This is a genomic window from Alistipes senegalensis JC50, from assembly GCF_025145645.1.
Taxonomy (GTDB): Bacteria; Bacteroidota; Bacteroidia; order Bacteroidales; family Rikenellaceae; genus Alistipes; species Alistipes senegalensis.
Map to the genome: position 1 here is coordinate 2877608 of NZ_CP102252.1, position 26611 is coordinate 2904218.

The 26611-nt window shown below is 57.6% G+C and carries 19 protein-coding genes, 2 rRNA genes and 1 pseudogene; 11 read left to right on the top strand and 11 right to left on the bottom strand.

Features of this window, described 5'->3' with window-relative positions; all coding sequences use genetic code 11:
• Window positions 1-9: 9 nt before the first annotated feature.
• The 4 genes and pseudogenes from NQ519_RS11525 to NQ519_RS11540 all read left to right on the top strand — a co-directional run bounded on the left by NQ519_RS11525 (window position 10) and on the right by NQ519_RS11540 (window position 5686).
• Window positions 10-1632, top strand: coding sequence for a CTP synthase (locus NQ519_RS11525; RefSeq protein WP_019151006.1), 1623 nt, complete (start codon window positions 10-12; stop codon window positions 1630-1632).
• Between the two features lie 35 nt (window positions 1633-1667).
• Window positions 1668-3617 (top strand): membrane protein insertase YidC, encoded by a 1950-nt coding sequence (yidC, locus tag NQ519_RS11530; RefSeq protein WP_019151005.1) that lies wholly within the window; start codon window positions 1668-1670, stop codon window positions 3615-3617.
• 98 nt (window positions 3618-3715) lie between these two features.
• Window positions 3716-4570: pseudogene (locus NQ519_RS11535) on the top strand (YncE family protein).
• 261 nt (window positions 4571-4831) lie between these two features.
• Entirely contained in the window at window positions 4832-5686 is an 855-nt protein-coding gene (locus tag NQ519_RS11540; RefSeq protein ID WP_019151002.1) for a hypothetical protein, read from the top strand.
• 41 nt (window positions 5687-5727) lie between these two features.
• On the opposite strand, the gene NQ519_RS11545 is transcribed toward NQ519_RS11540, so the two are convergent.
• From NQ519_RS11545 to NQ519_RS11570, 6 genes are all read right to left on the bottom strand, one after another.
• Window positions 5728-6573: an alpha/beta hydrolase gene (locus NQ519_RS11545; protein WP_019151001.1), complete on the bottom strand. Its 846-nt coding sequence runs from the start codon at window positions 6571-6573 to the stop codon at window positions 5728-5730.
• A gap of 3 nt (window positions 6574-6576) precedes the next feature.
• Window positions 6577-7776 carry a class I SAM-dependent rRNA methyltransferase gene (locus tag NQ519_RS11550; RefSeq protein ID WP_019151000.1) on the bottom strand — a complete coding sequence of 400 codons (1200 nt, stop codon included), beginning with the start codon at window positions 7774-7776 and terminating at the stop codon, window positions 6577-6579.
• Complete coding sequence (locus NQ519_RS11555) at window positions 7773-8381, bottom strand: 3'-5' exonuclease (protein WP_019150999.1); 609 nt, start codon at window positions 8379-8381, stop codon at window positions 7773-7775. The genes NQ519_RS11550 and NQ519_RS11555 overlap by 4 nt, the downstream gene beginning before the upstream one ends.
• Before the next feature lie 59 nt (window positions 8382-8440).
• Window positions 8441-10411, bottom strand: coding sequence for a RecQ family ATP-dependent DNA helicase (locus tag NQ519_RS11560; protein ID WP_019150998.1), 1971 nt, complete (start codon window positions 10409-10411; stop codon window positions 8441-8443).
• A gap of 86 nt (window positions 10412-10497) precedes the next feature.
• A complete protein-coding gene (locus tag NQ519_RS11565; RefSeq protein ID WP_026076582.1) occupies window positions 10498-11085 on the bottom strand; it encodes a GIY-YIG nuclease family protein in 588 nt (195 codons plus the stop codon).
• 10 nt (window positions 11086-11095) lie between these two features.
• Window positions 11096-12055, bottom strand: coding sequence for a hypothetical protein (locus NQ519_RS11570; protein WP_218915858.1), 960 nt, complete (start codon window positions 12053-12055; stop codon window positions 11096-11098).
• Window positions 12056-12498: 443 nt separating this feature from the next.
• Here NQ519_RS11570 and NQ519_RS11575 point away from each other — a divergent pair, with 443 nt between their 5' ends.
• From NQ519_RS11575 to NQ519_RS11585, 3 genes are all read left to right on the top strand, one after another.
• Window positions 12499-12912 carry a hypothetical protein gene (locus tag NQ519_RS11575; RefSeq protein WP_019150995.1) on the top strand — a complete coding sequence of 138 codons (414 nt, stop codon included), beginning with the start codon at window positions 12499-12501 and terminating at the stop codon, window positions 12910-12912.
• Window positions 12913-12981: 69 nt separating this feature from the next.
• Window positions 12982-15351: a TonB-dependent receptor gene (locus tag NQ519_RS11580; protein ID WP_019150994.1), complete on the top strand. Its 2370-nt coding sequence runs from the start codon at window positions 12982-12984 to the stop codon at window positions 15349-15351.
• Window positions 15352-15396: 45 nt separating this feature from the next.
• Window positions 15397-15711 (top strand): heavy-metal-associated domain-containing protein, encoded by a 315-nt coding sequence (locus tag NQ519_RS11585; RefSeq protein ID WP_026076581.1) that lies wholly within the window; start codon window positions 15397-15399, stop codon window positions 15709-15711.
• A 143-nt stretch (window positions 15712-15854) separates the two neighbouring features.
• Here NQ519_RS11585 and NQ519_RS11590 read toward each other — a convergent pair whose 3' ends face one another.
• Window positions 15855-16577 (bottom strand): MBL fold metallo-hydrolase, encoded by a 723-nt coding sequence (locus tag NQ519_RS11590; protein WP_019150992.1) that lies wholly within the window; start codon window positions 16575-16577, stop codon window positions 15855-15857.
• Between the two features lie 306 nt (window positions 16578-16883).
• On the opposite strand from NQ519_RS11590, the gene NQ519_RS11595 reads away from it, so the two are divergent.
• Window positions 16884-17837 (top strand): hypothetical protein, encoded by a 954-nt coding sequence (locus NQ519_RS11595; RefSeq protein WP_227901114.1) that lies wholly within the window; start codon window positions 16884-16886, stop codon window positions 17835-17837.
• Window positions 17838-17885: 48 nt separating this feature from the next.
• Here the strand turns inward: NQ519_RS11595 and NQ519_RS11600 are convergent, their stop codons facing one another.
• The 3 genes from NQ519_RS11600 to rpmI all read right to left on the bottom strand — a co-directional run bounded on the left by NQ519_RS11600 (window position 17886) and on the right by rpmI (window position 19798).
• A complete protein-coding gene (locus tag NQ519_RS11600; protein ID WP_019150989.1) occupies window positions 17886-19094 on the bottom strand; it encodes an MFS transporter in 1209 nt (402 codons plus the stop codon).
• 74 nt (window positions 19095-19168) lie between these two features.
• A complete protein-coding gene (rplT, locus tag NQ519_RS11605; protein WP_010265672.1) occupies window positions 19169-19513 on the bottom strand; it encodes a 50S ribosomal protein L20 in 345 nt (114 codons plus the stop codon).
• A 90-nt stretch (window positions 19514-19603) separates the two neighbouring features.
• A complete protein-coding gene (gene rpmI / locus NQ519_RS11610; RefSeq protein ID WP_019150987.1) occupies window positions 19604-19798 on the bottom strand; it encodes a 50S ribosomal protein L35 in 195 nt (64 codons plus the stop codon).
• A gap of 207 nt (window positions 19799-20005) precedes the next feature.
• On the opposite strand from rpmI, the gene NQ519_RS11615 reads away from it, so the two are divergent.
• Complete coding sequence (locus NQ519_RS11615; RefSeq protein ID WP_019150986.1) at window positions 20006-20677, top strand: MgtC/SapB family protein; 672 nt, start codon at window positions 20006-20008, stop codon at window positions 20675-20677.
• A gap of 58 nt (window positions 20678-20735) precedes the next feature.
• On the opposite strand, the gene NQ519_RS11620 is transcribed toward NQ519_RS11615, so the two are convergent.
• A complete protein-coding gene (locus NQ519_RS11620; protein WP_026076580.1) occupies window positions 20736-21365 on the bottom strand; it encodes a YiiX/YebB-like N1pC/P60 family cysteine hydrolase in 630 nt (209 codons plus the stop codon).
• Between the two features lie 579 nt (window positions 21366-21944).
• Here NQ519_RS11620 and NQ519_RS11625 point away from each other — a divergent pair.
• Window positions 21945-23472 (top strand): 16S ribosomal RNA (locus NQ519_RS11625).
• 186 nt (window positions 23473-23658) lie between these two features.
• Window positions 23659-26531 (top strand): 23S ribosomal RNA (locus NQ519_RS11630).
• Together the 16S and 23S rRNA genes form the textbook arrangement of a ribosomal RNA operon.
• Window positions 26532-26611 lie beyond the last annotated feature (80 nt).

The window sequence follows — 26611 nt, forward strand, 5'->3', positions numbered from 1 at the left end:
AATACAGTAATGAAACTCTCCAAACCCAAGTACATATTCGTAACGGGCGGTGTGGCATCGTCGCTCGGAAAGGGTATTATTTCGGCCTCGATCGCACGTCTGTTGCAGGCACGCGGCTATTCGGTGACCATTCAGAAGCTCGACCCCTACATCAACGTCGATCCCGGAACGCTCAACCCCTATGAGCACGGCGAATGTTACGTCACCGAGGACGGCGCCGAGACGGACCTCGACCTGGGACACTACGAACGCTTCACGAACCAGCCCACGTCGAAGGCCAACAACGTTACGACGGGCCGCATCTACAAGAGCGTCATCGAGAAGGAGCGCAAGGGCGAGTACCTGGGCAAGACCGTGCAGGTCATTCCCCACATCACCGACGAGATCAAACGCCGCATCCAGCTGCTGGCGCAGACCAAAAAATACGACGTCATCATCACCGAGATCGGCGGCACGGTGGGCGACATCGAGTCGCAGCCGTTCATCGAATCGGTGCGCCAGCTGCGCTACTCGCTGGGGCACAAGAACACGGCGCTGGTGCATCTGACGCTGATCCCCTACATGGCCGCTTCGGGCGAGATGAAGACCAAGCCCACGCAGCACTCCGTGAAGGCGCTGCTGGAGAACGGGCTCCAGCCCGACATTCTCGTGCTGCGCGCCGAACATACGCTGACCTCGGCGCTCAAACGCAAGGTCGCGCTGTTCTGCAACGTCGATGCCAACGCCGTGATGGAGTCGATCGACGTGCCGACGATCTACGAGGTGCCGATCAAGATGCACGAACAGCACTTGGACGAAGTGGTGCTGGACAAGCTGAACCTCCCGGCCGACAAGGAACCGGATATGGCCGCCTGGAGCGCTTTCGTGGGCAAGATCAAGCACCCGTCGAAGAAGATCGAAATCGCGCTGGTGGGCAAGTACACCGAGCTGCCCGACGCCTACAAGTCGATCAGCGAATCGTTCATTCACGCCGGGGCCGTCAACGACTGCAAGGTGAAGCTCCGCTATGTCAATTCGGAGAAGGTCACCGCCGAGACGGCCGCCTCGCTGCTGGGCAGGATGTCGGGTATTCTGGTGGCCCCGGGCTTCGGCAACCGCGGCATCGAGGGCAAGATCGAGGCCGTGCGCTTCGCCCGTGAGAACGGCATTCCGTTCCTGGGCATCTGCCTGGGCATGCAGTGCGCCGTGATCGAGTTCGCGCGTCACGTGATGGGACTTTCCGACGCCAATTCGAGCGAGATGGAGCAGGCGACGGCCCATCCGGTGATTGACCTGATGGAGGAGCAGAAGGGTGTGACGGCCAAGGGCGGCACGATGCGTCTGGGCGCCTATCCCTGTATGCTGAAGAAGGGTTCGAAGGTCGCTGCGGCCTACGGAAAGCTCAATATTTCGGAGCGTCACCGTCACCGCTACGAGTTCAACAACGACTATCTGGCGCAGTTCGAGGCCGCCGGCATGAAGGCCGTGGGCGTCAACCCCGACACCAATCTGGTGGAGGCCGTCGAGGTCGAGAACCATCCGTGGTTCGTCGGTGTGCAGTACCATCCCGAGTACAAGAGCACCGTGCTGAGTCCTTCGCCGCTCTTCGTGGCTTTCGTGAAAGCCGCGCTGGCCTATGCGGAGAAGAAGTAATTACCTCCTGAAAAGAAAAAAGGAACAGTATTTTAATGGATAAGAAATCAATTATCGGCATTGCCGTCGTGGCGGTCCTCTTTTTGGGATTCGCCTACATCAACAGCAAGCAGCAGAAGGAATATCTCGAAAAGAAAGAGGCGTATGACGCCTATATGGACTCGGTGGCCCGCGCGACGCGGCCCGCGGTTCCGGCTGCCGATTCGACGGCCATAGGCGAAGTGCAGCCCGGAGTGACGGCCGAGGAGGCTGCGGCCGCGGCGCGCGAACGCCAGGTGGAGACGCTGGGCGAGTCGCTGGCGAATGCCCGCGAGGCGGAACCCGAGGAATTCACGGTGGAGAACGACGTGATAGCGGTGCGTTTCTCGACCCGCGGCGGCCAGATCACGGGCGTCACGCTGAAAGACTACACCAAGTACGCCCCGCGCGGCGAACGCAACCAGCAGATCGAGCTGATGGACCCCGCGACGGCGCGTTTCGGACTCTCGTTTTACGTGAAAAACGGGCTGAGGAACATCCCGGTCAACACGCTGGACTATGTGTTCACGGCCGAGCCGGAGACGACGGCCGCCGACGGTGCGGAGAGCGTCGTGGTTGCGATGCGTCTTCCGGTCGCCGAAGGGTCGTATCTGGAGTATCGCTACACGATTTATGACACGAAGTCGCCCGAACGCGACTACCTCGTGGATTTCGACGTGCGGCTGGTGAACATGGCCCGCGAGATGGCCAACCAGACCCAGATTCAGATTGACTGGGCCAACACCACCTACCAGAACGAGAAGGGTTTTCAGAACGAGAACATGTACACTACGCTGGCTTACCGCTTCCCGGGCGAATCGTCGATCGAGGAGCTGGGCATGAGCGACGGCGCCAAGTCGAAGAACATTTCGACGCAGGTGTCGTGGGTGGCGTTCAAGCAGCAGTTCTTCTCGTCGGTGTTCATCGCTCCGGAGAACGTCTCCTATGCGAACCTGGCTTTCGATACGGCGGCTCCCGAATCGTCGCTGCTGAAAACCTTCACGGCGCAGATGGGCGTGCCCTATACGCCGCAGACCGAAGGGTATGATTTCGCCTTCTATTTCGGCCCCAACAAGTACTCGATCCTCAAGAAGGTGGACGATTCGAAGGGCGCCGAGATCCATCTCGAACGGCTCGTGCCGCTGGGATGGGGCATTTTCGGATGGGTCAACCGCTGGTGCGTGATTCCGGTCTTCGACTTCCTGCGCAACTACATCGGCAGCTTCGGCATCATCATCCTGATTCTGGTGGTGCTGGTGAAGCTGGTGATCTCGCCGCTCACCTACAAGAGCTATGTCTCGATGGCCAAGATGCGCCTCATCAAACCGCAGGTCGATGAGCTGAACAAGAAATACCCCAAGCAGGAGGATGCGATGAAAAGGCAGCAGGCGACGATGGAGCTCTACAAGAAGGCGGGCATCAATCCCATGGGCGGCTGTATCCCGATGCTGATCCAGATGCCGATTCTGATCGCCATGTTCCGCTTCTTCCCCGCCTCGATCGAGCTGCGCGAGCAGCCGTTCCTGTGGGCCGACGACCTCTCGTCGTACGACAGCGTGCTGAACCTGCCCTTCTCGATCCCCTTCTACGGAGATCACGTGTCGCTGTTCGCCCTGCTGATGGCCCTGTCGCTGTTCGGATACTCCTATTTCAGCTATCAGCAGACCGCCTCGTCGCAGCCCCAGATGGCCGGCATGAAGTTCATGATGGTCTACCTGATGCCGATCATGATGCTCTTCTGGTTCAACAGCTATTCGAGCGGTCTGTGCTACTACTACCTGCTTTCGAACCTCTTCACCATCGGGCAGACGCTCGTCATCCGCCGCATGGTCGATGACCAGAAGATACACGCCATCATGCAGGCCAATGCCGCGAGGAAGTCGAAAGGCAAGAAATCGAAATTCCAGCAGCGTTACGAGGAGCTTCTGCGTCAGCAGGAGGCCCAGCAGCGCGCGAAGCGAAAATAGGCGGTGATCCGCTTTCGATCCGGGCCGGAACGGATTCCTCGACGGGAATGCGGCTCCGGCCCTGTTTTTGCCCGAGAGGGCGTAAGATGGAGACGAAAATGAAAAAAGGGTTGATTTTCGGGCTGCTGCTGGCGGCCGCGATGCCGCTTGCGGCGCAGGAGTTGGGGGCGGAATATCGCCTGAAGCGGGTGATTCCGGTCGAAGGACGGCAGGGAATCGCCGCCGATTCGGCCTATTATTATGTGTCGGGCAGCACGGCGCTCTACAAGTACGACAAGCAGGGGCGGCTGGCGGCCCGGAACGAACGGCCCTTCGAGGGGCTGCCGCTGGCGGCGAACCATATCGGCGACATCGACGTCTGGAACGGGGAGATTTACGCCGGGATCGAGACCTTTGAGGACGGCCGCGGGGAGAATATCCAGGTCGCGGTGTACGATGCCAACACGCTGGAATGGAAACGTTCGATCGACTGGGAACCCGCGTCGGGACAGGTCGAGGTGTGCGGACTGGCCGTGGACCGCGACGGCGGCATGGTCTGGATGGCCGACTGGGTCGATGGGCGCTATGTCTACGGATACGATCTTTCGACGGGCCGATACGTGCGCAAGGTGCACCTGCGTCCCGTGCCGCAGTGGCAGTAGGGGATTTTCATGGCCGGCGGACGGATGCTGATCTCGGCCGACGACGGGGATGCCGATCTCGGTGAGCCGGACAATCTCTACATCGCCGATCTGCGCGACGGAAAGTCCTGCGCTACGGTGCTGCCGTTCCGTTCGATGGACGATTTCCGGCGGGCGGGCGAGATCGAGGGGCTGGCGGTCGATCCCGCGACGGACGATCTGCTGGTGCTGGCCAACCGGGGTGCGCGGATCGTGCTGGGGATGCCGCGGGGATTCTATCCGGGCTACGACCGGGAGATTCACGAGATTTACGTCTACGAAAAGGTGAAATAGATGAATATGGAAAGGCCCCTCCCTGAGGGGCTTTTTCGATTCCGTGCCGGAAACTGCGGCCCCAGGACTCGCTGGCTTCGAAATTTTTTCAGTTTTTTCGCCGATTTAATCGCCTCATTCCGAATATTCGTTACACGAGGGTAACCTACTGATCGGCAGGTGCCTTCTTGCATATCCGAAACCGTTGCCTTACCTTTGCGGTAAATAATGGTAATCATATTACTAAAAGTAACTGATGTTCATTTCTAAATTGTTAAGGCGATGAAAAAGATTTTATGGATCGTGTCGCTCCTGGCAGGCGGCGGCGTGTTCGGAGCGCAGGGCGATGCGGCGCTGCTGAAAGGTGAGGTGAAGACGTACGACATGGACGGGTTCCGGCTTCATGTCTACCTGACGCAGGATGCGTTGGGCGATGCGACGACCGTCGTCGAAGGCCGCGACGGACTGGTGATACTGGAAATGCCCCTCTTCAAAGAGAACCTGAAAGAGTTTGCCGGATACCTGAAAGGACTGGGAAAACCCGTCGTGAAGGTCGTGGCCGACTATCATGTGGGCGGCGTGGCCGATTATGCGCCCGATCAGGTCGTGCTGGTCGAGGGAATGTCCGAATTTGCGAAAGGGGCCGTTTACGGCGGCATGCTCGAAGGCTTCAAAGCGGCGTTCGGCGATGCGATAGACCTGCGTGAACACGCGGGGCACGAAGAAGTGCCGGCCGAAGGCCGCCGGATGTGGGCCGGGGTTGCCTTCGATTTCTCACGGGGTGCGTCGTCCGATTTTCCGGCTTCGAGCGTGGTGATCGGGGGGCAGGTTTGCTACACGCATTTCGCTCCGGCGAAGGCCCACTTATCCCCGCTCCAAATCACGGGACCGGAGGCGGTCGATGCGCAGCTTGCGGCGCTGAAAGCCGCTGCGGCGTCGGGCTGTACGCTCTTCGTGGGAGGGCACGGCGCACCCGCAACGCCGGCCGAGGTGGAGTTCCAGATCGCTTATCTCGAAAAACTGAAATCCCTCGTCGCGGAGAATGCCGATGCCGGAGCGCTTGCGGCCGCACTCTCCGCAGCCTGGCCCGGACTGCCGGGCGATCCGGCGGCATTGGCGGCGGTGTTGTACCGCTGAAACGAAAAGGGCTTCCGACGGAAGCCCTTTTTCGTGTGTCGTCATTTGCCGAATCCCGCCGAGACGAAGATCAGCACGTCGGGCAGGACGGTTTCCCAGTAGCGCCACGTGTGGCCGCCGTCGCGCATGCGGTATTGCAGGGGGATGTTCCGTTCGCGCATGAGCGAGTAGAAATCGACGTTGCATTTCCAGAGGAAGTCGTCGTCGCCGCAGTCCACCCACCAGCGGACCGAGCGCACACCGTCGAGCTTGTCGTCGGGCATTTCGCGCAGCATCGCCACGGGCGAGTTGTCGGCGACGGACTGTTTGAATGCGTCGTCGTAGTTGCGCGGGCCGGGCAGGGCGTCCAGAAGGCCGCTCATCGGGCAGGCCGAGCCGAAGACTTCGGGGTGGCGCAGGGCGTAGACCGCCGTGCCGCCGCCGCCCATCGAGAGCCCCGAAATGGCCCGGTGGGCCTTGTCGCCGACGATGCGGTAGTGCTTTTCGACGGCGGGGATGAACTCCTCGAAGAAGAACTGTTCGTAGCTCCAGCCCGGAACGTCGAAATAGCCCATGTGCCGGCCGGTGTAGTTCTTGCCCTCGCCTGCGGCGTCGGGCATGACGACGATCATCGGCCGGGCCATGCCCGAAGCGACGGTTTCGTCGGTGATGCGGCGCATGTAGCCCTTCTGGGTCCAGTCGGTGTGGCAGCCGCTGGCGCCGTGCAGCAGGTAGAGCACCGGGTAGCTCTCTCCGGAGCGGTCGTAGCCGTCGGGCAGGTAGACCGTGCAGCTTTTCTCGACGCCGAGGATCTTGCTCGGGAGGGTGTAGACTTCGGTGCGGCTCTGGGCCCCGGCCGTCAGGGCCGCGGCGAGCGCGATCAGGGTGGTGGTCAGCAGTTTTTTCATGGCTTATTCTACGTAGAGTACCAGCCCTTTGAGGTATTCGCCCTCGGGATGGTAGATGTTGATCGGGTGGTCGGCGGGCTGGGTCAGCTGGTGCAGGATGCGCACCTTGCGCCCCGCGATGGCCGCGGCCGAAAAGACCGTCGTGCGGAACAGCTCCTTGGACACCGCCTGCGAACAGGAGAAGGTGAAGAGGATGCCGCCGGGGCGGATTTGCGACAGCGCCCGGGCGTTGAGCCGCTTGTAGCCCTGCATGGCGTTGCCCAGCACCTTGTGGTGCTTGGCGAAGGCCGGCGGGTCGAGGATGATGAGGTCGTATCGGTCGCCGATGTCCTTGAGGTACTCCACGGCGTCGGCGGCGACCTCCGAGTGGGCCGCGCTGTCGCCGAAGTTGAGCTGCATGTTCTCGGCGGCCAGCGCCACGGCGCGCTCCGAGGAGTCCACCGAGCAGACCTCTTTGGCGCCGCCCGAAAGAGCGTAGACCGAGAAGCCGCCCGTATAGCAGAAGGTGTTGAGCACCGTGCGGCCCTTCGCATAGCGTTTCACCAGTTCGCGGTTTTCGCGCTGGTCGAGGAAAAATCCTGTCTTCTGTCCCTTCTCCCAGTTGACGAGGAAGCGCTCGCCGTTCTCCGTGACGACCTGCGAGGAGTGCTCCGCGTGGCCCCACAGGTAGCCGTCCACGGCCCCGAGGTCGGCCTTGAAGGGGAGCGTCTGCGACGATTTGTCGTAGATGGCCGTGAGCCGGCCGCCGTAGACCGTGCGCAGCGCTTCGGCGATCTGCTGCCGGGCGTGGTACATGCCTACCGAGTGGCATTGTACGACGGCCGTCGTGCCGTAGATGTCCACCACCAGCCCCGGCAGGGAATCCCCTTCGCCGTGGACGAGGCGGTAGCAGGTCGTCGCGGGGTTGTCCGTGAGCGAGAGCGTGCGGCGCACGTCGTAGGCCACGGCGATGCGGCGGTTCCACCACGCCTGGTCGATGGGCTCCCGCTCGAACGAGAGCACGCGCACGGCGATCGAGCCCACCTGGTAGTGGCCCTGGGCGATGAACTCGCCCGGACGGGTGTAGACCTCGACGAGGGCCCCTTCGGCGAAATCGGACTCCTCCTCGGCCTCGATGTGGTCGATGGCCCCCGAGAAAATCCACGGGTGGCGGCGCAGGAGCGACTCCTCCTTGCCGCGGCGCAGGTAGATCTTAGGTATCATTTGCGGATCGGTTTTTTCGGTGTGCGCAGCAGCTGTTCGTAGATGCGGATGCAGACCCAGGCATCGGTGGCGGCGTAGAGCTGTTGTTTGTCGGTGAGGGTCGCGGCCTCCCAGTTGCTCAGCCGCTGGGCTTTCGAGACGCGCTGGCCCAGCACGATGGCCGAGAGTTTGCGCAGGCTCTTCTCCCCGATGCCCCATTGAGGGGCCAGGGCTTGCAGATCGACGAAGCCCCCGTCGCGGAAGTGGCGGATCTGGCGCAGCGAACGCAGGTCGCCCGCCACGTCGGCGCCGATTTTGAGCACATCGCTGCTTTCGAGCAGTTGCAGGATGGGTTTGGCCAGCGGAATCCGGTTGAGCCGGAAGAGGTAGCAGACCGTCGGCGTGGAGAGTTGCAGCAGCGACACGCGGAACGTCACGCCGGGGCGGAACGAGGGGCGCGTCTCGGTGTCGAAGCCGATCAGCGGCTCTCGGGCGAGGCGCTTGCAAGCCTCGGCGATGTCGCGCTCGTGCTCGACGAGGCAGATCTCCCCCCGGAACTCGATGGCCGGAAGCAGGGCGGTCTGCTCATTGCTGATCTTATCAATGAAGTTGTTTACAGTGGTCATGCGGTGAAAATTCCCACAAATTTACGGAATTATTTTCACAAATCTTGCCCGTCGTACGACTAATTTGCCCGGCCGAGGCTGTCGGGATCGCCGGAAAGTGCGAGCCTGCCGTCCGGCATCGTTCGGATCTCTCCCTTGTCGAGCAGCGTCCGGAGTTCTCCGGCCAGCCGTTCGGGCGTGCAGGCCATGCCGTCGGCCAGCTGCCGCGGGTCGGCGGGGGAGTCGGCGAGGCGTTGCAGGAGCTTTTCGCGCAGGGCGGCGGAATCGGGATCGGCATCCCCGGCGGCTTTGCGTCCGGCGGCCTTGGCGGCCCGCTTGCGCGCGAGGCACACGTCGCAGACCCCGCAGGGCGCGGGATCGCCCTCGCCGAAATAGCGTTCCAGCACCGCGCTGCGGCATTCGTCGTCGTTGTCGGCGTAGGCGACCATCTGTTCGAAACGTTCGCGCATCAGCTGCTGCCGCAGCCGGTAGGTTTCGGGGGCGATGTAGAGGTCGGCGCGCGGAAGGCGCTCCTCGTTCAGGAAGAGGATCGGCGAGCGGTTCGACGGGATGTAGCGGATGACGCGCAGCTGCCACAGCCGTTTCAGCAGCTCCTTGACCCGCTCGACGGTGTAGCCGCTCCACGTGGCCAGCTCGCCTTCGTCGATGGGCCGGAACTCGGTGAAGACCCCGTTGTAGAGCCGCAGCAGGGTGCGGATGAAGTGGTCGAGCTCGTCGCGCTGCACGCGGAGTTTGTACAACTCGTCGCGGCTGACGCAGAACATCACCCGCGCGGGGTTGTCCTGCGCGTCGGTGAGGGTCATGTAGCCGTTCTGCTGCAACAGTTTCAAGGCGCTCAGGACCGTCCCCGAGTAGAGGTGCTCGCGGGCGCAGAAGTCGTGGATGTTGAACAGGAACGACGCTTCGCCGCCGTCGCCGACGCCCACTTGCAGGTAGGAGCAGACCGATTCGTAAATGTCTTTGACCTTTTCGAGCGGGGGGAACTCCTGTTCGAAGCGCCGCGCGATGCGGTCGCTGTCGTCCGAAGCCACCAGCAGCAGGGCGTAGGCCCGCTGTCCGTCGCGGCCCGCGCGGCCCGCCTCCTGGTAGTAGCTTTCGAGCGAGTCGCACATGGCGTAGTGGACCACGAACCGCACGTCGGGTTTGTCGATGCCCATGCCGAAAGCGTTCGTGGCGACCATCACGCGGACCTTGCCCGAGAGCCACTCCTCCTGCCGCAGCGCCCGTTCGGCGTGCCCCAGTCCGCCGTGGTAGGCCGCGGCCGGGATGCCCTCCTGCCGCAGGAATTCGGCGGTCTGCTCGGTGCCCTCGCGGGTGCGCATGTAGACGATGCCCGAGCCGGGAACGTTGTGCAGCAGCCGCAGCAGCTGGCCGTTCTTGTCGTCGGTGCGGCGGACGCTGTACGAAAGGTTGGGGCGAGCGAAACTGCTGCGCAGGATGTGCGGCTCGGCGAATTTGAGGTGGCGCATGATGTCCTCGGCCACCGGTTTCGTGGCCGAGGCGGTGAGCGCCAGCACGGGGACTCCGGGGAGCTTTTCGCGCAGTTCGGCGATGCGCAGGTACGAGGGGCGGAAGTCGTAGCCCCACTGCGAGATGCAGTGGGCTTCGTCAACGGCCAGAAGCGAGACGTTCATCCGCACGACGCGCAGGCGGAACGCCTCGGTGGCCAGTCGTTCGGGCGCGACGTAGAGGAATTTCACGTCGCCGTAGACGCAGTTGTCCAGCGCGATGTCGATGGCCCGGGGCGAGAGGCCCGAATGGATCGCCACGGCCGGGATGCGCCGTGCCCGGAGGCGATCGACCTGGTCTTTCATCAGGGCGATGAGCGGCGTGACGACGATGCACACGCCTTCGCGGGCGAGGGTCGGAACCTGATAGGTGAGCGACTTTCCGCCGCCCGTGGGCATCAGCGCCAGCGTGTCGCGTCCTTCCATGACGGAGCGGATGATCCGCTCCTGCACGGGACGGAACTCCGTGAAGCCCCAGTAGCGTTTCAGCGTGTCGTATATCTTGTCCGAAGCGGGTTCCATGATACAAAGATAGTGAAAAGCGGGACGGGAGCAAAAAAACGGAACGTCCTTTCGGGACGCTCCGCAGTGAAAATTTGCCGTGCGGTCTATCCTTTCGACGGGTAGGTCGCGTTGTAGATATTCAGCAGGTTACGATCGTCATATGTCCAATATTGTACGGGACGGACAATATAGCCGGTCAATTTTTGGGTAAGTGCAGAAAGCGACAAGATTTTATCATTGTACTTTACTTTATTGTTTTCGCCGACCGTAGCTTTTATGTTGTTGTTGCGTACGAACACCAATTCTGCCCCAACGGGAATGCCCATTTTGTCGAAATCAAACCGGGGATTGCGTTTGGCTTCCGGCTGATCGGCGGTGGCCTGTTCGGTCACATCCTCGATTTTCATCAATTCCAGCAGGACGATGGCTTGAATGGGGTCGATCCGGAAAAATTCGCGCGACATGTTGATTCGGTCGCGGGTGAATGCCGTGTGGAATGCATCTTCCACGGCTTTGCAGTCGGTGACCTTACAAGCATATTCGATCACGAACGGAGTGGGAACGCCCGACGGCGAAGAAAGCGATTTTTTGCGTTTTTCGACGCTTTCCCGTGCAATACCGATTTTTACCAGTCCCGGCATGGATGGATTCGACATTACATAGACGAATCCATCTTTGGTTTTACTTTTCATAGCATTTAGGTTAATCATATAAATATGAAACGAGTTTTCCGTTTTCGAAACGGTAGTAATCATACTTGTTATATCCATAGATCAGGGCAGACCCGGCCCGGATTTCCCGATAAATTTCGACACGTACTCCGTGAACCAAACTTTCTTGTATCCGAGCGATAAAATCTTTATCTTTGATTTCGAAGAATACTTCTTTGGGCATTCCCAATTCGATTTTTTCATCTTCGATACATTGCGCGTAATGGGGACCGTATTTTTTTATCAGGGCTTGTCTTTTTCGTTGCTTTTCTAATTCAGCTTGTTGCTTAGCTTGTTCGGCTTGTTGTTTAGCTTGTTCGAGTCGTCGTTTTTCTAATTCGGCCCGCTGTTTTCTATATTCATACCATGCAAATGGAACTTTTAAGATGTGATTGATTGTTTTGAGATAAATTTTAGTGCCAGCTTCGGTGGTTAAGAAGATGCTCCCGGAACTCCCTATTCCACAGTCTGTAAATACCCATTTGGAGCCGGATGTTGACTCGACTTCTGCATTATCATAGAGCCTGAAGAATGATTTTAACCAGTCCGAATCGGGTTGGAAGATCAAAACATCGTTTTCCGTCGATATTTTTTGAGGCGAGATAAAATTGTTGGTAAGTCCCGTAACTTTGTCTTTTAAGGTGAGGATCGGATAATAGGAAGGCAATCGTGAATTAATCCAGTCTTCTTTGTATTGTTCCGGGACCTGGTCATCCACAAATTTATGGAATGGAATTATGTCAACAATCGTATATGTTTGAGGCTTTTCAAAGAAATAATGAAATATGAAAGCAAAATCAGTTGTTTCGATTCGATATAGATATTTATTTCGATCAACTTCAAGAGTTTGACCTATGACATTTTTGAAGGGACTTTCCGATAGTTCTTTTTGGGAAAATGCCATTGTTCCGCTGAACAGCAGAAAATATTGAAGCAATAGAATTTTTTTCATAATACGTATTGTTTAGTGGGTTAATGGTTTTCCAACACCAAACAATAAAAAACGCGGGCTAAACTTTTATTTGCCCTCTGAGGTCTTAGGATACCTATGCTGCCAAATAAATGAGTAAAGCCCACGTGTGGAACGTGAGCGTTTACGCTTTACTCTTGGCAGCTTCGAGAAATTTCCTAAGTTTCAGAGAAGCAAGATTAAAGCTAACGCTTTTTATTGTCGTATGTCAGCAGCCCTCACAGACCGCTACGGCAAAGATAAGCGGTTTTTGGAAATTATGCAATCCGTAATTGAAAAAAGCAGAAACGAAAAGAAAATTAGGCGTTTTTGGGAATTTTTTATACTTTTGCGAAGTGTCCGGGCGTTAGACGGATGGCCGGCGGGCATGCGACCGTTGTATCGGGAAAAGCCGGCTGTTTCGCGGAGTGCGGAATCGAGAAAGGATGAAAATGAAGAAAGGCATAGCGTTGCTGCTGACGGCCGTCTACCTGTTGGCGACGGCCGGAACGGCCGTGCTCTCCCTGACCTGCGGGTGCGCGGAGCGCAAGGCCCATGCGGAGCATGTGTGCCTTTCGGAGTGCCGGCACGACGTTCCGGACCACGAGGTCGTGCGTGCGTGCTGCGGCTGCGAACTCCATTCGACCGAGATAGAACTCTATATCTCCCAGAACTCCGGCGACGACGAACGCCATATTCGCTGCACGGTCATAGACCTGCCTCCCGCACTCGCCGCCGAGTGCCCGTGTCCGGCCCATGTTCCTTTCCTGCGCAAAAAGGTCGCCGAACGGCGTCCGCCTTTCGTGCAGGAGGCCGTGCTTCTTCCCGTGGGCTTCCGCGCCCCTCCCGTATCGGCTTGAAACTCCCTTCGGGACCGATGCCGCGTGCATCGGTCCGCAATCAGTTTTAACCGATAACGGAATTTTTCCATGAATTTTTACAGAATCTCATTCTTTACGCTTTCGGCCCTCGCCGTTTGTGGTACGCTGAACGCCCAGGATTTGCGGGGCGTGGTCCGCGATGCGGACAAACAACCTTTGATCGGAGCTTCGGTCTACTGGGCCGGAACGACGATCGGCGCCGGCACCGACGCGCAGGGCGCTTTCCAACTGCACCGGGTGAAGGGCTACGACAAACTCGTAGCCTCCTACCTGGGCTATATCAACGACACGATCCGCGTCGAAAACGGCGTCGATAAGGTCGAATTCACCCTCCGTTCGGAGGGCGTGGCTCTCGAAGATGTCGTGGTCGAAGGGAACCTCAGTGGCAATTTCGTCAAGCGCGACGGCATTGTCAAGGGCGAGATGATCTCGTTCGCGGGTCTCTGCAAGATGGCCTGCTGCAATCTGGCCGAGTCGTTCGAGAACTCGGCGTCGGTGACCGTCGGTTACAGCGACGCCATTTCGGGCGCCCGGCAGATCAAGATGCTGGGGCTGGCCGGGACCTACACCCAGATCCTCGACGAAAACCGTCCGATCATGCGCGGCCTGAGCGCTCCCTACGGCCTGAGCTATACGCCCGGCATGTGGCTCAACTCGATTCAGGTGTCGAAAGGCGTGGCCTCGGTCACGGCGGGCCACGAGGCCATCACGGGGCAGATCAACCTCGAACACCGCAAGCCCACGGACGACGAACGGCTCTTCGTGAACCTCTATCTCGACGACGAGCTGCGTCCCGAGGCCAACATCTCGACGGCGTTTCCCGTGACCAAAGACAAGAAGCTGTCGAGCGTCATCCTGCTCCACGGCTCGACGGACACCGACGCACGGAAGATGGACCACAACCACGACCATTTCCGCGACCTGCCGAAATCCGACCAGATCAACGTGGCCAACAAATGGCTCTACTCGGCGGACAACGGCACGCAGGTGCGCTGGGGCTGGAAATTCGTGCAGGAAAACCGCCTGGGCGGCATGCTCGATTTCAAAAACACCGCCGCCATGCGCGAGGATATGGCGCAGAACTGGGACTGGGAGGCCGAGGACAAACCGATGCCGCTCTACGGATCGCATATCCGCAACCGCAACGCCAACGGCTATATTAAAATAGGTATGCCCGTCGGTCCGTCGGTCTACGACCCCGATGAACAGGACGAGATGCGTTCGAACCTGGCGTTCGTGGCCGACTTCGACCACTTCGACGAGGATGCCTATTTCGGGCTCAACACCTACGAGGGCAATCAGAACGCCGCGGCGCTGAACCTGATGTACAACCACTATTTCACCTACCGTTCGTCGCTGATCGTCGGCGTGCAGGCGCATCTGGACTACTACCGGGAGCGTCTGGTCAACCCGACGCCGTGGATTCCGGGAACGGCGGCGGGCGATTTCGACTTCGACCGCGACGAGCAGGAGGCGGGGGCCTATGCCGAATACACCTATGCCGTCAAGGACAAATTCTCGATCGTGGCGGGCATCCGCGGCGATTACAACGCCTATTACGACCGCTTTTTCGCAACGCCCCGCGGGCATCTGAAGTGGAACATCTCCTCCTCGACGACGCTGCGCGCCTCGGCCGGTCTGGGATACCGCTCGACGAACGTCATCACCGACAATATCGGCGTGCTGGCCACGGGCCGGAAGATCGCGTTCCTCGGCGACGAAGCCTCCGGAACGTCCGATTTCGAGAAGTTCGACCGCATGGAAAAGGCCCTGACCGTCGGCGGAAGCCTGACGCAGACCTTCTCGCTGGCCGGACGCGACAACGCGACGCTGAGCTTCGACTATTTCCGTACGCAGTTCTACAACTCGGTGGTCGCCGATCAGGAGTACGACCCGGAGGCGATCGTCTTTTACAACACCGATGGACGTTCGTTCACCGACACCTATCAGATCGACTTTTCGTGGACGCCCGTCGAGCGGCTCGACATCTTCGCCACGTTCCGCTACACGGACAGCGAAATGACGATCAAGCGTCCCGGCGGCGGCTCGGCCCGCGTGGAACGTCCGCTGGTGAGCCAGTACAAGACGCTGTTGAACATCCAGTATGCCACGAAGTTCCGCCGCTGGGTGTTCGACGCCACGGCGCAGCTGAACGGTCCGGCGCGCATCCCGACGCAGGATGGAGATCTGGCGAACGACAGTTATTCGCCCCGTTACCCGATGTTCTATGCGCAGGTGAGCCGCAAGGTGGGCAAGTTCGACATCTATGCGGGCTGCGAGAACATCGCCGACTACCGGCAGAAGGACCCGATTCTCAATGCGCAGAATCCCTACGACTACAAGTTCAACTCGATGAACGTCTGGGGGCCGCTCATGGGCCGCAAGTTCTATGTCGGGCTGCGGTTCAACCTCTATTGACCCGCGTGAAAGACGTCATGTAAAACCTTAAAATAGAAAGTAAAGATGAAAAAATTCGTATTGTTCTGCCTGGCTCTGGCGATGGGCGTCGGCGTGTGCGCGGCAGCCGGGAAGCCCGCCGCAAAGAAAATCGTGACCACGGTGTTCGTGACCGACATCGACTGCGATCACTGTGTGAAGAAGATCATGAACAACGTTCCGTCGCTCGGCAAGGGCATCAAGGACGTGAAAGTGGACCTGCCCAAAAAGGAGGTCACGGTGGTTTACGACGGCACGAAGAACGACGATGCGAACATCGTGAAAGGCTTCGCATCGCTCAAAGTGAAGGCCGAACCGAAAAAAGCCGCAGCCGAAAAATAGCCGCGGCAGGGGTTGTTATCGAAGCAGGAGGGTCCATTCGGGCCCTCCTGCCGTTTGACTGGGCGGGCGTTCGGTTCGTGGCGCCACGCAGGTTGAGCAGCGGCAGAAAAATGCGTCGTCCGTAAGGCGGGCGTCTTACGCCGCTATTCCATCGGGCAGACCCGGATTTCGGTCAGCCCCTCGGTCGCGCGCACCAGCCGGTCGATGTCGGTCTTTTCCTCCACCTCGCCGTAGTGGTAGGGGTAGAAGATCGCCGGGCGGAGCGCCTTCACGGCCTCGGCGGCCTGCTCCACGGTCATCGTATAGGGCTGGTTCACGGGCAGGAACGCGATGTCGATGTCGCGCAGCGCCCGCATTTCGGGCGTCGGCTCCGTGTCGCCCGCGATGTAGATGCGCGTGCCGCCGACGGTGAGGATGTAGCCGCAGTCCTCGCGCTCTTTGGGATGGAATTGCAGGTGTCCCGGAGTGGTGTTGTAGGCCGCCACGGCCTCGACCTTCACCCAGTCGCGCGGCGTGGCGATGCTGCCCGGGCGCATCGTGTAGCAGTTCATTTCGAAAGCCTCGGCCGACGTGCGGTCGCAAAGGATTTCCGTGTCGGGCGCGAGCAGTTTCTCGACCGCCGCCACGTCGAGGTGGTCGTAGTGCGAGTGGGTGATGAGCACGATGTCGGCCTTCGGCAGCGCGGCGTAGTCGGCGTTGGCGCCGACGGGATCGACGTAGATGTATTTGCCGCCCGCGGAGATTGACAGCGAGGCGTGTTTGAAAAAGGTGATCGTGAACCGGGTGCCGTCGCGTGCCGTGAGCTGGTCGGACGGATACTCGGGGGCCTTCGAGGGACCGCATCCGAAGAGTGACAGGATTGACATAAGCGTAATTGCGATTGGTTTGCTGTTTTTCATCGTTTCGTGGGGCGGAGCCGCTGTCCGGCCCGTATTCCGGTGCACGGACGATCGGCCGTTTGTGTACCTCCGCATGGATAAAGATACGAATTTGCTGCGAAACGGCCAAATCGGAGGTTTCGGAGGCGCGACGACACTTTTATTTGTCGGAAAGTTCTGCCGGTCCGGCATGATTTATTATCTTTGCAATGAATTAATGCGATTTTTTTCGTTCCCGACGCAGTATATTGCCGGCGGGACCGTTTATTAAGGGAAATTAATCAAACATACGAGATGAATAAACTTTTTGCAACGATTGTATTGGCGGCCTTCGCGCTGTCGGGCTGTATCAAGGAGGATGACAGCTACAAGGAATTACTGCCCCTGCAACCGGGTATGAATATCTACAATATGACGATGACGCAGAATGCCGTCGCCATGCAGCCGGCCAATGCGGGCATTCGGCTGGCCCTGCTGCTGGCCGAGGCCGCGAAGCAGTATCCCGAGACCGAACTCAAGGACGTGGACCTGACCAAACTGAAGATCGAGGGCAACTCCAATTCGGTCATCAGCCTGCTGTTCACCGCGGGAGCGAAGATCGAACGGCAGGATGACGGCAGTTATGAAATCACTTATAACGAGGATTACCAACAGCCTGATGGTTTCTATCTGAAAGGCTCGGTGCTGGTCAGGACCAACGGTGCCGAGCAGCTGAAAGACGCTCAGGTCGATAAGGTATGGCAGGTGGAGATCCAGGACGATCTGAAAGTGCTTTCCAGGTCGAACTACGGGACCCAGACGGTGCATATGGAGGGCGGTTCGACGACGCTTTATAGTAATGGCGACGGTTCGTATACCATTGCGGTGCGCGGTCTCAGCGCCAACATCGACCAGAGCACGGTGCATTCGAATTGGTCTGCCGACTTTACGCTGAGCGGAGCGAATGCCGACCTCGTCTATTCGGAGTGCAGAGGCAAGGATTTCAAGATCAGCGAGGGACGTGCCGAGGGTTCTTCCATCTATGTAGGCACCGACAGTTCGAATCTCAGAATGAGCTATTACCTCAGTTCCGGCAGCGTTTACCGGAGCGGACAGATCATCGAGGGTACGCAGGAGTGCAGCTTCGAGTCCTTTAATTACGACACGGCGGCTTATCCTTCGCCCGATGTGAGGTACGTATGGTCGAACGACGGCAATCAGTTGTATCAGAAAATTTATTACAACGGCTACGTCTATCCGAAGAACTGATATTCCGATGCGAAAACGGCGGCGGCTCTGAAAAGGGCCGCCGTTTTTTTATGCCTTGCGGTCGAGCCGCATGACCGACGGGATGGAGAAGCCCGTCAGCCCGAGTGCGCAGATGATACCCCCGGCGATGACGAACGTATGCGTCAGTCCCACGTGCTCGGCGAGGAATCCCGTGCCGAGCAGTCCGAGGGCCGCGGGCAGCAGTCCGAAACTGCGGTAGAGCGACATGACGCGCCCCAGTACCCCGGATTCGATGCGGGTCTGGACCACGGAGACGAACGAAGCGTTGAAGACGCTGCTGGATACCCCGGCCGCTGCCGTGAAGAGCGCGAACCAAAGGAATCCCGAGGGCGACAGAAGCCCGGACAATGCGAACGAGAGGCCCACGATCAGATACATCAGGTTGACCAGCACGATGCGGCTGACCCGGTAGGTGCGTGCGCCCATGACGGCGCCGCCCAGAAGCGCTCCGCCGCCCCAGACGATTTCGATCAGGCTCATTTCGTAGGTCCCGCCCCCGAAATGCTGGAGCGTCATCAGCGGAAACATCACCCCGACGGGCATGATGAAGAACCAGACGGCGATGGAGAGTGTGAAGAACCAGCCCATGCCCGGGATGGCGTGCATGGCTGAGAAGCCCTCGCGGAACTCCCGCCACAGGTCGGGTTTGCGGGTCGTGTCGCGCGGCGGGTTGGGGATGCGGACGAAGAGCAGCGACGTGCAGGCGAGGGCGGCTCCCGCAACGTCCAGCAGCAGGATGTTGCCGATCGAGGTGAGGTTGATCAGCAGCGCCCCGAGGGCCGGACCCGCGATGCTCGACAGCGAGGCGATGATCTGGTTGACTCCGGCGATGCGCGTGAGCTGCGACTGCGGGGCCAGCAGCGGGACCGAGGCTTGCATGGCGGGCATGTGGAAGGCCGAGCCCGCCGAACGGCAGGCCATCAGGATGTAGATGTGCCACATCTCGGCAGCCCCGGCCCAGAACAGCGCCGCCAGCGCCAGCGTGCAGAGGGCGATGAAGCTGTCGGCGAGAATCATCGTGCGCTTGCGGTCCCAGCGGTCGATGTAGACCCCGACGAAGAGGCCCAGCAGCGACTGGGGCAGCATGCCGGCGATGGCCGCGAATGCCAGCACCTCGGCCGAGCCGGTTTCGAGGCTCATCCAGAAGATGATCGAGTAGGCCACGATCTCGCTGCTGAGGATCGACGCCAGCTGTCCGCTCCAAATGACGGCGAATGTCTTTTTCCAGGTCTCCATCGTGAATCCGTTTGATACCGAAAAAAGGCGGACACCTCCCCGGTGTCCGCCGCTAAAACCCTTCCGGGGAAGGATTATTTAACTGCTTTAACTATTGCCTCGAATGCCTTCGGTTCGTTCATCGCCAGGTCGGCCATCACCTTGCGGTTGAGGACGATGCCTTTGGCGTTGAGCTTGCCGATGAATTGCGAATAGGTCATTCCCTGGGCGCGGACGGCGGCGTTGATACGCGTGATCCACAGCGAACGGAATGTCCGCTTCTTGAGGGCGCGGTGTGCATAAGCGTAGCACAGACCCTTTTCGACCGTATTTTTCGCAACGGTCCAAACGTTTCCCCTTGAACCAAAGTTGCCTTTGGCAAGTTTCAAAACTTTCTTTCGACGTGCGCGTGACGCAACTGCGTTTACTGAACGTGGCATATTGTAAAGTTTTTTGAGAGCTCACAGCGATACGGTTCTCCCGTATTCTTCGGGGCTGTTCTGCTCCGATTAATAAATTCCGCCGGTTAATTACTTAACGAGCAGGTTCTTGATTTTGGCCTCGTCGGCCGCAGAAACGATACCCGAATAGCAGAGGTTACGCTTCTGTTTCGTCGTCTTTTTGGTCAGGATGTGACTGTGATAAGCGTGTTTGCGCTTGATCTTTCCTGTGCCGGTGAAGGTAAAACGCTTCTTCGCAGCGGCATTGGTTTTCATTTTCGGCATTGTCGTAAATAGTTAATTAGTTAAACTTAGCCTGCAAAAGTACGAAATTATTTGCACTCTGCAATCGAATCGCCGAAAAAATCGTATATTTGAATGATAAAACCCTTCGCCGGACCGCCGTGCGGCGGATTTCTTCGCCGGGACCGGATGACCGGGACCCGGAGGAGTGCCGAGGGGCGGTTGTATCTGTGTAAAAACGAATGGGATATGGAGACGGAGTGGGATCTTATCGTGCGATTGTGCGTGGCGGGGCTTTGCGGAACGGTCATCGGGCTCGACCGCGAATACAGGGTGAAGGATGCGGGATTCCGCACCCATTTTCTGGTGGCGCTGGGCAGCGCGTTGATGATGATCGTCTCGCAATACGGCTTCGAAGGCTTCCTGGCGACCCACGACGGGCTGCGGCTCGACCCCAGCCGCATCGCGGCGCAGGTGGTCAGCGGCATCGGATTCATCGGCGCCGGCACGATCATCATCCACCGTCAGCTAGTGCGCGGACTGACCACCGCGGCGAGCCTTTGGGCTACGGCGGGCATCGGGCTCGCGGCCGGAGGGCACATGTATGTCGTCGCCGGGGCGGCCACCGTGCTGACGCTGTTCGGACTCGAAGTGCTGACGCTTTTCTTCGGCGGGCTGGGACGCCGCCGCACGATGATCGTCTTCTCGGCGCAGAAGAAAGAGTTCATCGACGCGATGTTCGCCCGTCTCGAAAGCAAGGACTATTCGGTCATCTCCTATGAAGTCGAGACCCAGCGCACCTCCGACGGGGTAGTACACCGCGCCACGATCGTCATCCGCGCCAAGGGACAGGCCAGCGAGGAGGGCTACATCGATCTGCTGCGCGAAAATCCCGACATCACCGTCGAACGGGTCGTCTGACGGATGCCGAATCGGCGGATGCGCCTGCGGACGTTGCGCCGAGGCGAATCCCGGAGCGTCAGTAGTAGCGGCCCGCGCATTCCAGAATGCTCTCCCGGGCCATGTCGTTGGGATTCGTGCCGGGAACTCCTTCGGGAATCTCTTCGCCTGCTTTTGCGAACAGTTCCGTCCAGAACTGCGGCATCGTGCCGTCTGCGGCCCGGAAGTTCATCGGCCGCGCCGTGAAAAGTCGGCTGCCGTCCTGCGCAAGATAACTCGCCCACACCAGTTCGCTGCAATACATTTTGCCGTTGTCCGGACGGAAAGAGTAGTCGTAAGGCTGCCCGAGGTATGTGCGGGCCCGTGCGACCGCGGCCGTGACGCCCGTCGTGTCGCGCAGACGCATCACCGTGACCGCAGGCCGTCCGTCGATCCGGGCCGAGCGGCCGAGGAAATCCGCCAGTGCGGTGAGCCGCACGCCGCCGTCGCTTGTGGCTTCCAGTACGGAATCGGCCCCCGCGGCAGGAACGGCGATTCCCACGTGCGAGTAATTCAGCCGCTGCGCTTCACCCGTCGCAGCGGTGATCGCCTCGGTCATCTCCGAGGTTTTCCCGACCTGGAACAATAGATCGCCCGGGTGCAGTTCGGGTGTCGGACGGCCGCAGGAAACAGCCGAAAAAAGCATACCTATATATAATAAAGACTTCATGCCGATAGCTTTGAGTTGCCGTTGCAAAGATATTAAAAAACTTTCACAACTAACTCGCTGATCCATAACCGGGTGAAGGAGGATTGTCGAAATTGTCGAAAAAAAGTCTTCGAATTATTTGGAATTTGCCGGGAAAAGCCCTTATCTTTGCACCCGCTTCGAGAGAGAAACACACCTCGGAAGCGACGAAAAGAGGTTCTGAAAAATTTTGAAAAAAGTTCTGAAAAGTTTTGGAGATTCAGAAAAAAGACTTACCTTTGCACCCGCTTCGATGAGGAGCGATAAGCAAAAAGGTTCTGAAAATTTTCTGAAAAATTTTTTCGAAAAGTTTTGGTGGTTCAAAAAATAACACTTATCTTTGCACCACTTTCCGCTGAAAAATTCAGCGGTCGGAACTGGGAGAGAGGATCGAAGGATCGGCTCTCCGGACAAGACGAAAGAAATTGTTCTTATAGTAATATATTGAACAGCGTTCTTTGAAGTATTTGAGCAGCTAAAAGTTTTTCCACTCTCGCAAGAGAGTGATTTCAAACAATACCTTTGAGATTAGAGCTAAAGATTTATAACGAAACATTTTTTACAATGGAGAGTTTGATCCTGGCTCAGGATGAACGCTAGCGGCAGGCCTAACACATGCAAGTCGAGGGGCAGCGGGATTGAAGCTTGCTTCAATTGCCGGCGACCGGCGCACGGGTGCGTAACGCGTATGCAACCTACCCATAACAGGGGGATAACACTGAGAAATCGGTACTAATATCCCATAACATCATGAGGGGCATCCCTTATGGTTGAAAACTCCGGTGGTTATGGATGGGCATGCGTTGTATTAGCTGGTTGGTGAGGTAACGGCTCACCAAGGCGACGATACATAGGGGGACTGAGAGGTTAACCCCCCACATTGGTACTGAGACACGGACCAAACTCCTACGGGAGGCAGCAGTGAGGAATATTGGTCAATGGACGCAAGTCTGAACCAGCCATGCCGCGTGCAGGATGACGGCTCTATGAGTTGTAAACTGCTTTTGTACGAGGGTAAACCCGGATACGTGTATCCGGCTGAAAGTATCGTACGAATAAGGATCGGCTAACTCCGTGCCAGCAGCCGCGGTAATACGGAGGATTCAAGCGTTATCCGGATTTATTGGGTTTAAAGGGTGCGTAGGCGGTTTGATAAGTTAGAGGTGAAATACCGGTGCTTAACACCGGAACTGCCTCTAATACTGTTGAGCTAGAGAGTAGTTGCGGTAGGCGGAATGTATGGTGTAGCGGTGAAATGCTTAGAGATCATACAGAACACCGATTGCGAAGGCAGCTTACCAAACTATATCTGACGTTGAGGCACGAAAGCGTGGGGAGCAAACAGGATTAGATACCCTGGTAGTCCACGCAGTAAACGATGATAACTCGCTGTCGGCGATACACAGTCGGTGGCTAAGCGAAAGCGATAAGTTATCCACCTGGGGAGTACGTTCGCAAGAATGAAACTCAAAGGAATTGACGGGGGCCCGCACAAGCGGAGGAACATGTGGTTTAATTCGATGATACGCGAGGAACCTTACCCGGGCTTGAAAGTTACTGACGATTCTGGAAACAGGATTTCCCTTCGGGGCAGGAAACTAGGTGCTGCATGGTTGTCGTCAGCTCGTGCCGTGAGGTGTCGGGTTAAGTCCCATAACGAGCGCAACCCCTACCGTTAGTTGCCATCAGGTCAAGCTGGGCACTCTGGCGGGACTGCCGGTGTAAGCCGAGAGGAAGGTGGGGATGACGTCAAATCAGCACGGCCCTTACGTCCGGGGCTACACACGTGTTACAATGGTAGGTACAGAGGGCAGCTACCCAGTGATGGGATGCGAATCTCGAAAGCCTATCTCAGTTCGGATTGGAGGCTGAAACCCGCCTCCATGAAGTTGGATTCGCTAGTAATCGCGCATCAGCCATGGCGCGGTGAATACGTTCCCGGGCCTTGTACACACCGCCCGTCAAGCCATGGAAGCTGGGGGTGCCTGAAGTTCGTGACCGCAAGGAGCGACCTAGGGCAAAACCGGTGACTGGGGCTAAGTCGTAACAAGGTAGCCGTACCGGAAGGTGCGGCTGGAACACCTCCTTTCTGGAGCCTTGTTTCAAAGGTAGTTTAGCTGCTCACTTCAAAGAAACGTTACAACAGCACCGCTTTAGGCGTAGGTTCGAACCGAGTGCTGTTCTGAACGGACGAAAGTTCGTAACGTACATTGACATATTTGAGGAGATGAGATAGAGTTCCGACACGGAGTCAATAGGCCGTGTTGGAAGTTGTAAGAAAGTAAATAAGGGCGTATGGGGAATGCCTAGGCTCTTGGAGGCGAAGAAAGACGTGGTAAGCTGCGAAAAGCTCCGGGGATTTGCAAACAAGATTTGATCCGGAGATTTCTGAATGGGACAACCCGCCGGGTAGAAGACCCGGCATCCGGCAACGGAGGCCAACCCTCTGAACTGAAACATCTTAGTAGGAGGAGGAAAAGAAAGAAACATCGATTTCCTAAGTAGCGGCGAGCGAACGGGAAGCAGCCTAAACCGGTTTTGTTACGGCAAAGCCGGGGTTGTAGGACTGCAATATTCAATTGACAATGAACTGGAACGTTCTGGAAAGTTCGTCCATAGAGGGTGAAAGACCCGTACAGGTAAGTATGTCATGCGATAGCAGTATCCTGAGTAGGGCGGGACACGAGGAATCCTGTCTGAATCCGCCGGGACCACCCGGTAAGGCTAAATACTCCCAAGAGACCGATAGTGAACCAGTACCGTGAGGGAAAGGTGAAAAGAACCCCGAACAGGGGAGTGAAATAGAACCTGAAACCATACGCTTACAACCGGTCGGAGCGGCTTCGTGCCGTGACGGCGTGCCTATTGAATAATGAGCCTACGAGTTACTAATCACTGGCGAGGTTAAGTGCATGAATGCACGGAGCCGAAGCGAAAGCGAGTCTGAACAGGGCGGCCAGTCAGTGGTTGTAGACGCGAAACCTTGCGATCTACCCTTGAGCAGGTTGAAGGTTGGGTAAAACCAACTGGAGGACCGAACGAATAAGCGTTGAAAAGCTTCTCGATGACTTGAGGGTAGGGGTGAAAGGCTAATCAAGCTGGGAAATAGCTCGTACTCCCCGAAATGCCTTTAGGGGCAGCGTTGTAATTGAGAGTCTACTGGAGGTAGAGCTACTGATTGGATGCGGGGGCTTCACCGCCTACCAAATCCTGACAAACTCCGAATGCCAGTAGTATGATTTACAGCAGTGAGCGACCGGGTGCTAATGTCCGGTTACGAGAGTGGAACAACACAGACCAGCAACTAAGGTCCCGAAGAGTATACTAAGTTGATCTAACGATGTTTTGCTGCAGAGACAGCTAGGATGTTAGCTTGGAAGCAGCTATTCATTCAAAGAGTGCGTAACAGCTCACTAGTCGAGCGGCAAAGCGTGGATAATAAACGGGCATCAAGTATACCACCGAAGTTCTGGGCACGAGAGTGCGGTAGGGGAGCATTCCATTGACGTCGAAGCCCTTCCGTGAGGATAGGTGGAGTTTATGGAAAAGCAAATGTAGGCATGAGTAACGATAATGCGGGAGAGTAACCCGCACACCGCAAGACCAAGGTTTCCTGATCAACGCTAATCGGATCAGGGTTAGTCGGGTCCTAAGGGTAAGCCGAACGGTGATCTCGATGGACAATCGGTTAATATTCCGATACTGACATATGCCTCGATGGAGAGACGAAGGAACGTAAGTGACGCCGCCTGACGGAATAGGCGGTTAAAGGGCGTAGGTATAGGGACAGATTAAGAGTTAGTCCTTGCTGAAACCTGACAGTACGGAGCGGCTACGGCCAATCCGATAGTTCACCCAAGTCGACTTCCGAGAAAATCTTCTAAGTTTAAGCATATGTCACCCGTACCGTAAACCGACACAGGTGGTCGAGGAGAGTATCCTAAGGTGCTCGAGTGAATCACGGTTAAGGAACTAGGCAAATTAACCCCGTAACTTCGGGAAAAGGGGTCCCTACGCGAGTAGGGCGCAGCGAAGAGGTCCAGGCGACTGTTTATCAAAAACACAGGGCTCTGCAAATTCGAAAGAAGACGTATAGGGCCTGACACCTGCCCGGTGCTGGAAGGTTAAGAGGGGATGTCATCGCAAGAGAAGCATTGAATCGAAGCCCCAGTAAACGGCGGCCGTAACTATAACGGTCCTAAGGTAGCGAAATTCCTTGTCGGGTAAGTTCCGACCTGCACGAATGGTGTAACGATCTGGACACTGTCTCAACCGTGAGCTCGGTGAAATTGTAGTCCCGGTGATGATGCCGGGTACCCGCAACGGGACGAAAAGACCCCGTGAACCTTTACTATAGCTTAACGCTGAATTTGGGTACACAATGTGTAGGATAGGCCGGAGACTGTGAATCGGGCACGCCAGTGTTCGTGGAGTCAACGTTGAAATACGGCCCTTTGTGTACTTGGATTCTAACCCTGCGAAGGGGACACCGTTTGGTGGGTAGTTTGACTGGGGTGGTCGCCTCCAAAAGCGTAACGGAGGCTTCCCAAGGTACCCTCAGCACGAATGGTAACCGTGCGCAGAGTGCAATAGCATAAGGGTGCTTGACTGTGAGACCAACAAGTCGACCAGGTGCGAAAGCAGGGTATAGTGATCCGGTGGTTCTGTGTGGACTGGCCATCGCTCAAAGGATAAAAGGTACTCCGGGGATAACAGGCTGATCGCCGCCAAGAGCTCATATCGACGCGGCGGTTTGGCACCTCGATGTCGGCTCGTCACATCCTGGGGCTGGAGAAGGTCCCAAGGGTTCGGCTGTTCGCCGATTAAAGTGGCACGCGAGCTGGGTTCAGAACGTCGTGAGACAGTTCGGTCTCTATCTGTTGCGGGCGTAGGAAGATTGAGGGGTCCTGACTTTAGTACGAGAGGACCGAGTTGGACGAACCTCCGGTGTATCGGTTATGCTGCCAAGTGTACCGCCGAGTAGCCGCGTTCGGTTTGGATAAGCGCTGAAAGCATCTAAGCGCGAAGCCATCCCCAAGATAAGTCTTCCCTTGAGGGGCGTAGGAGACGACTACGTTGATAGGCTGCAGGTGTAAAGACAGTAATGTCAAAGCCGAGCAGTACTAATTACCCGAACGGCTTTCTTACAGCAATTCTTTATCTCATTTCCGCGATATGTCAACTCTTACCGGGTGCGACGGGTTATATCGAAAGGTATTCGCACGGCT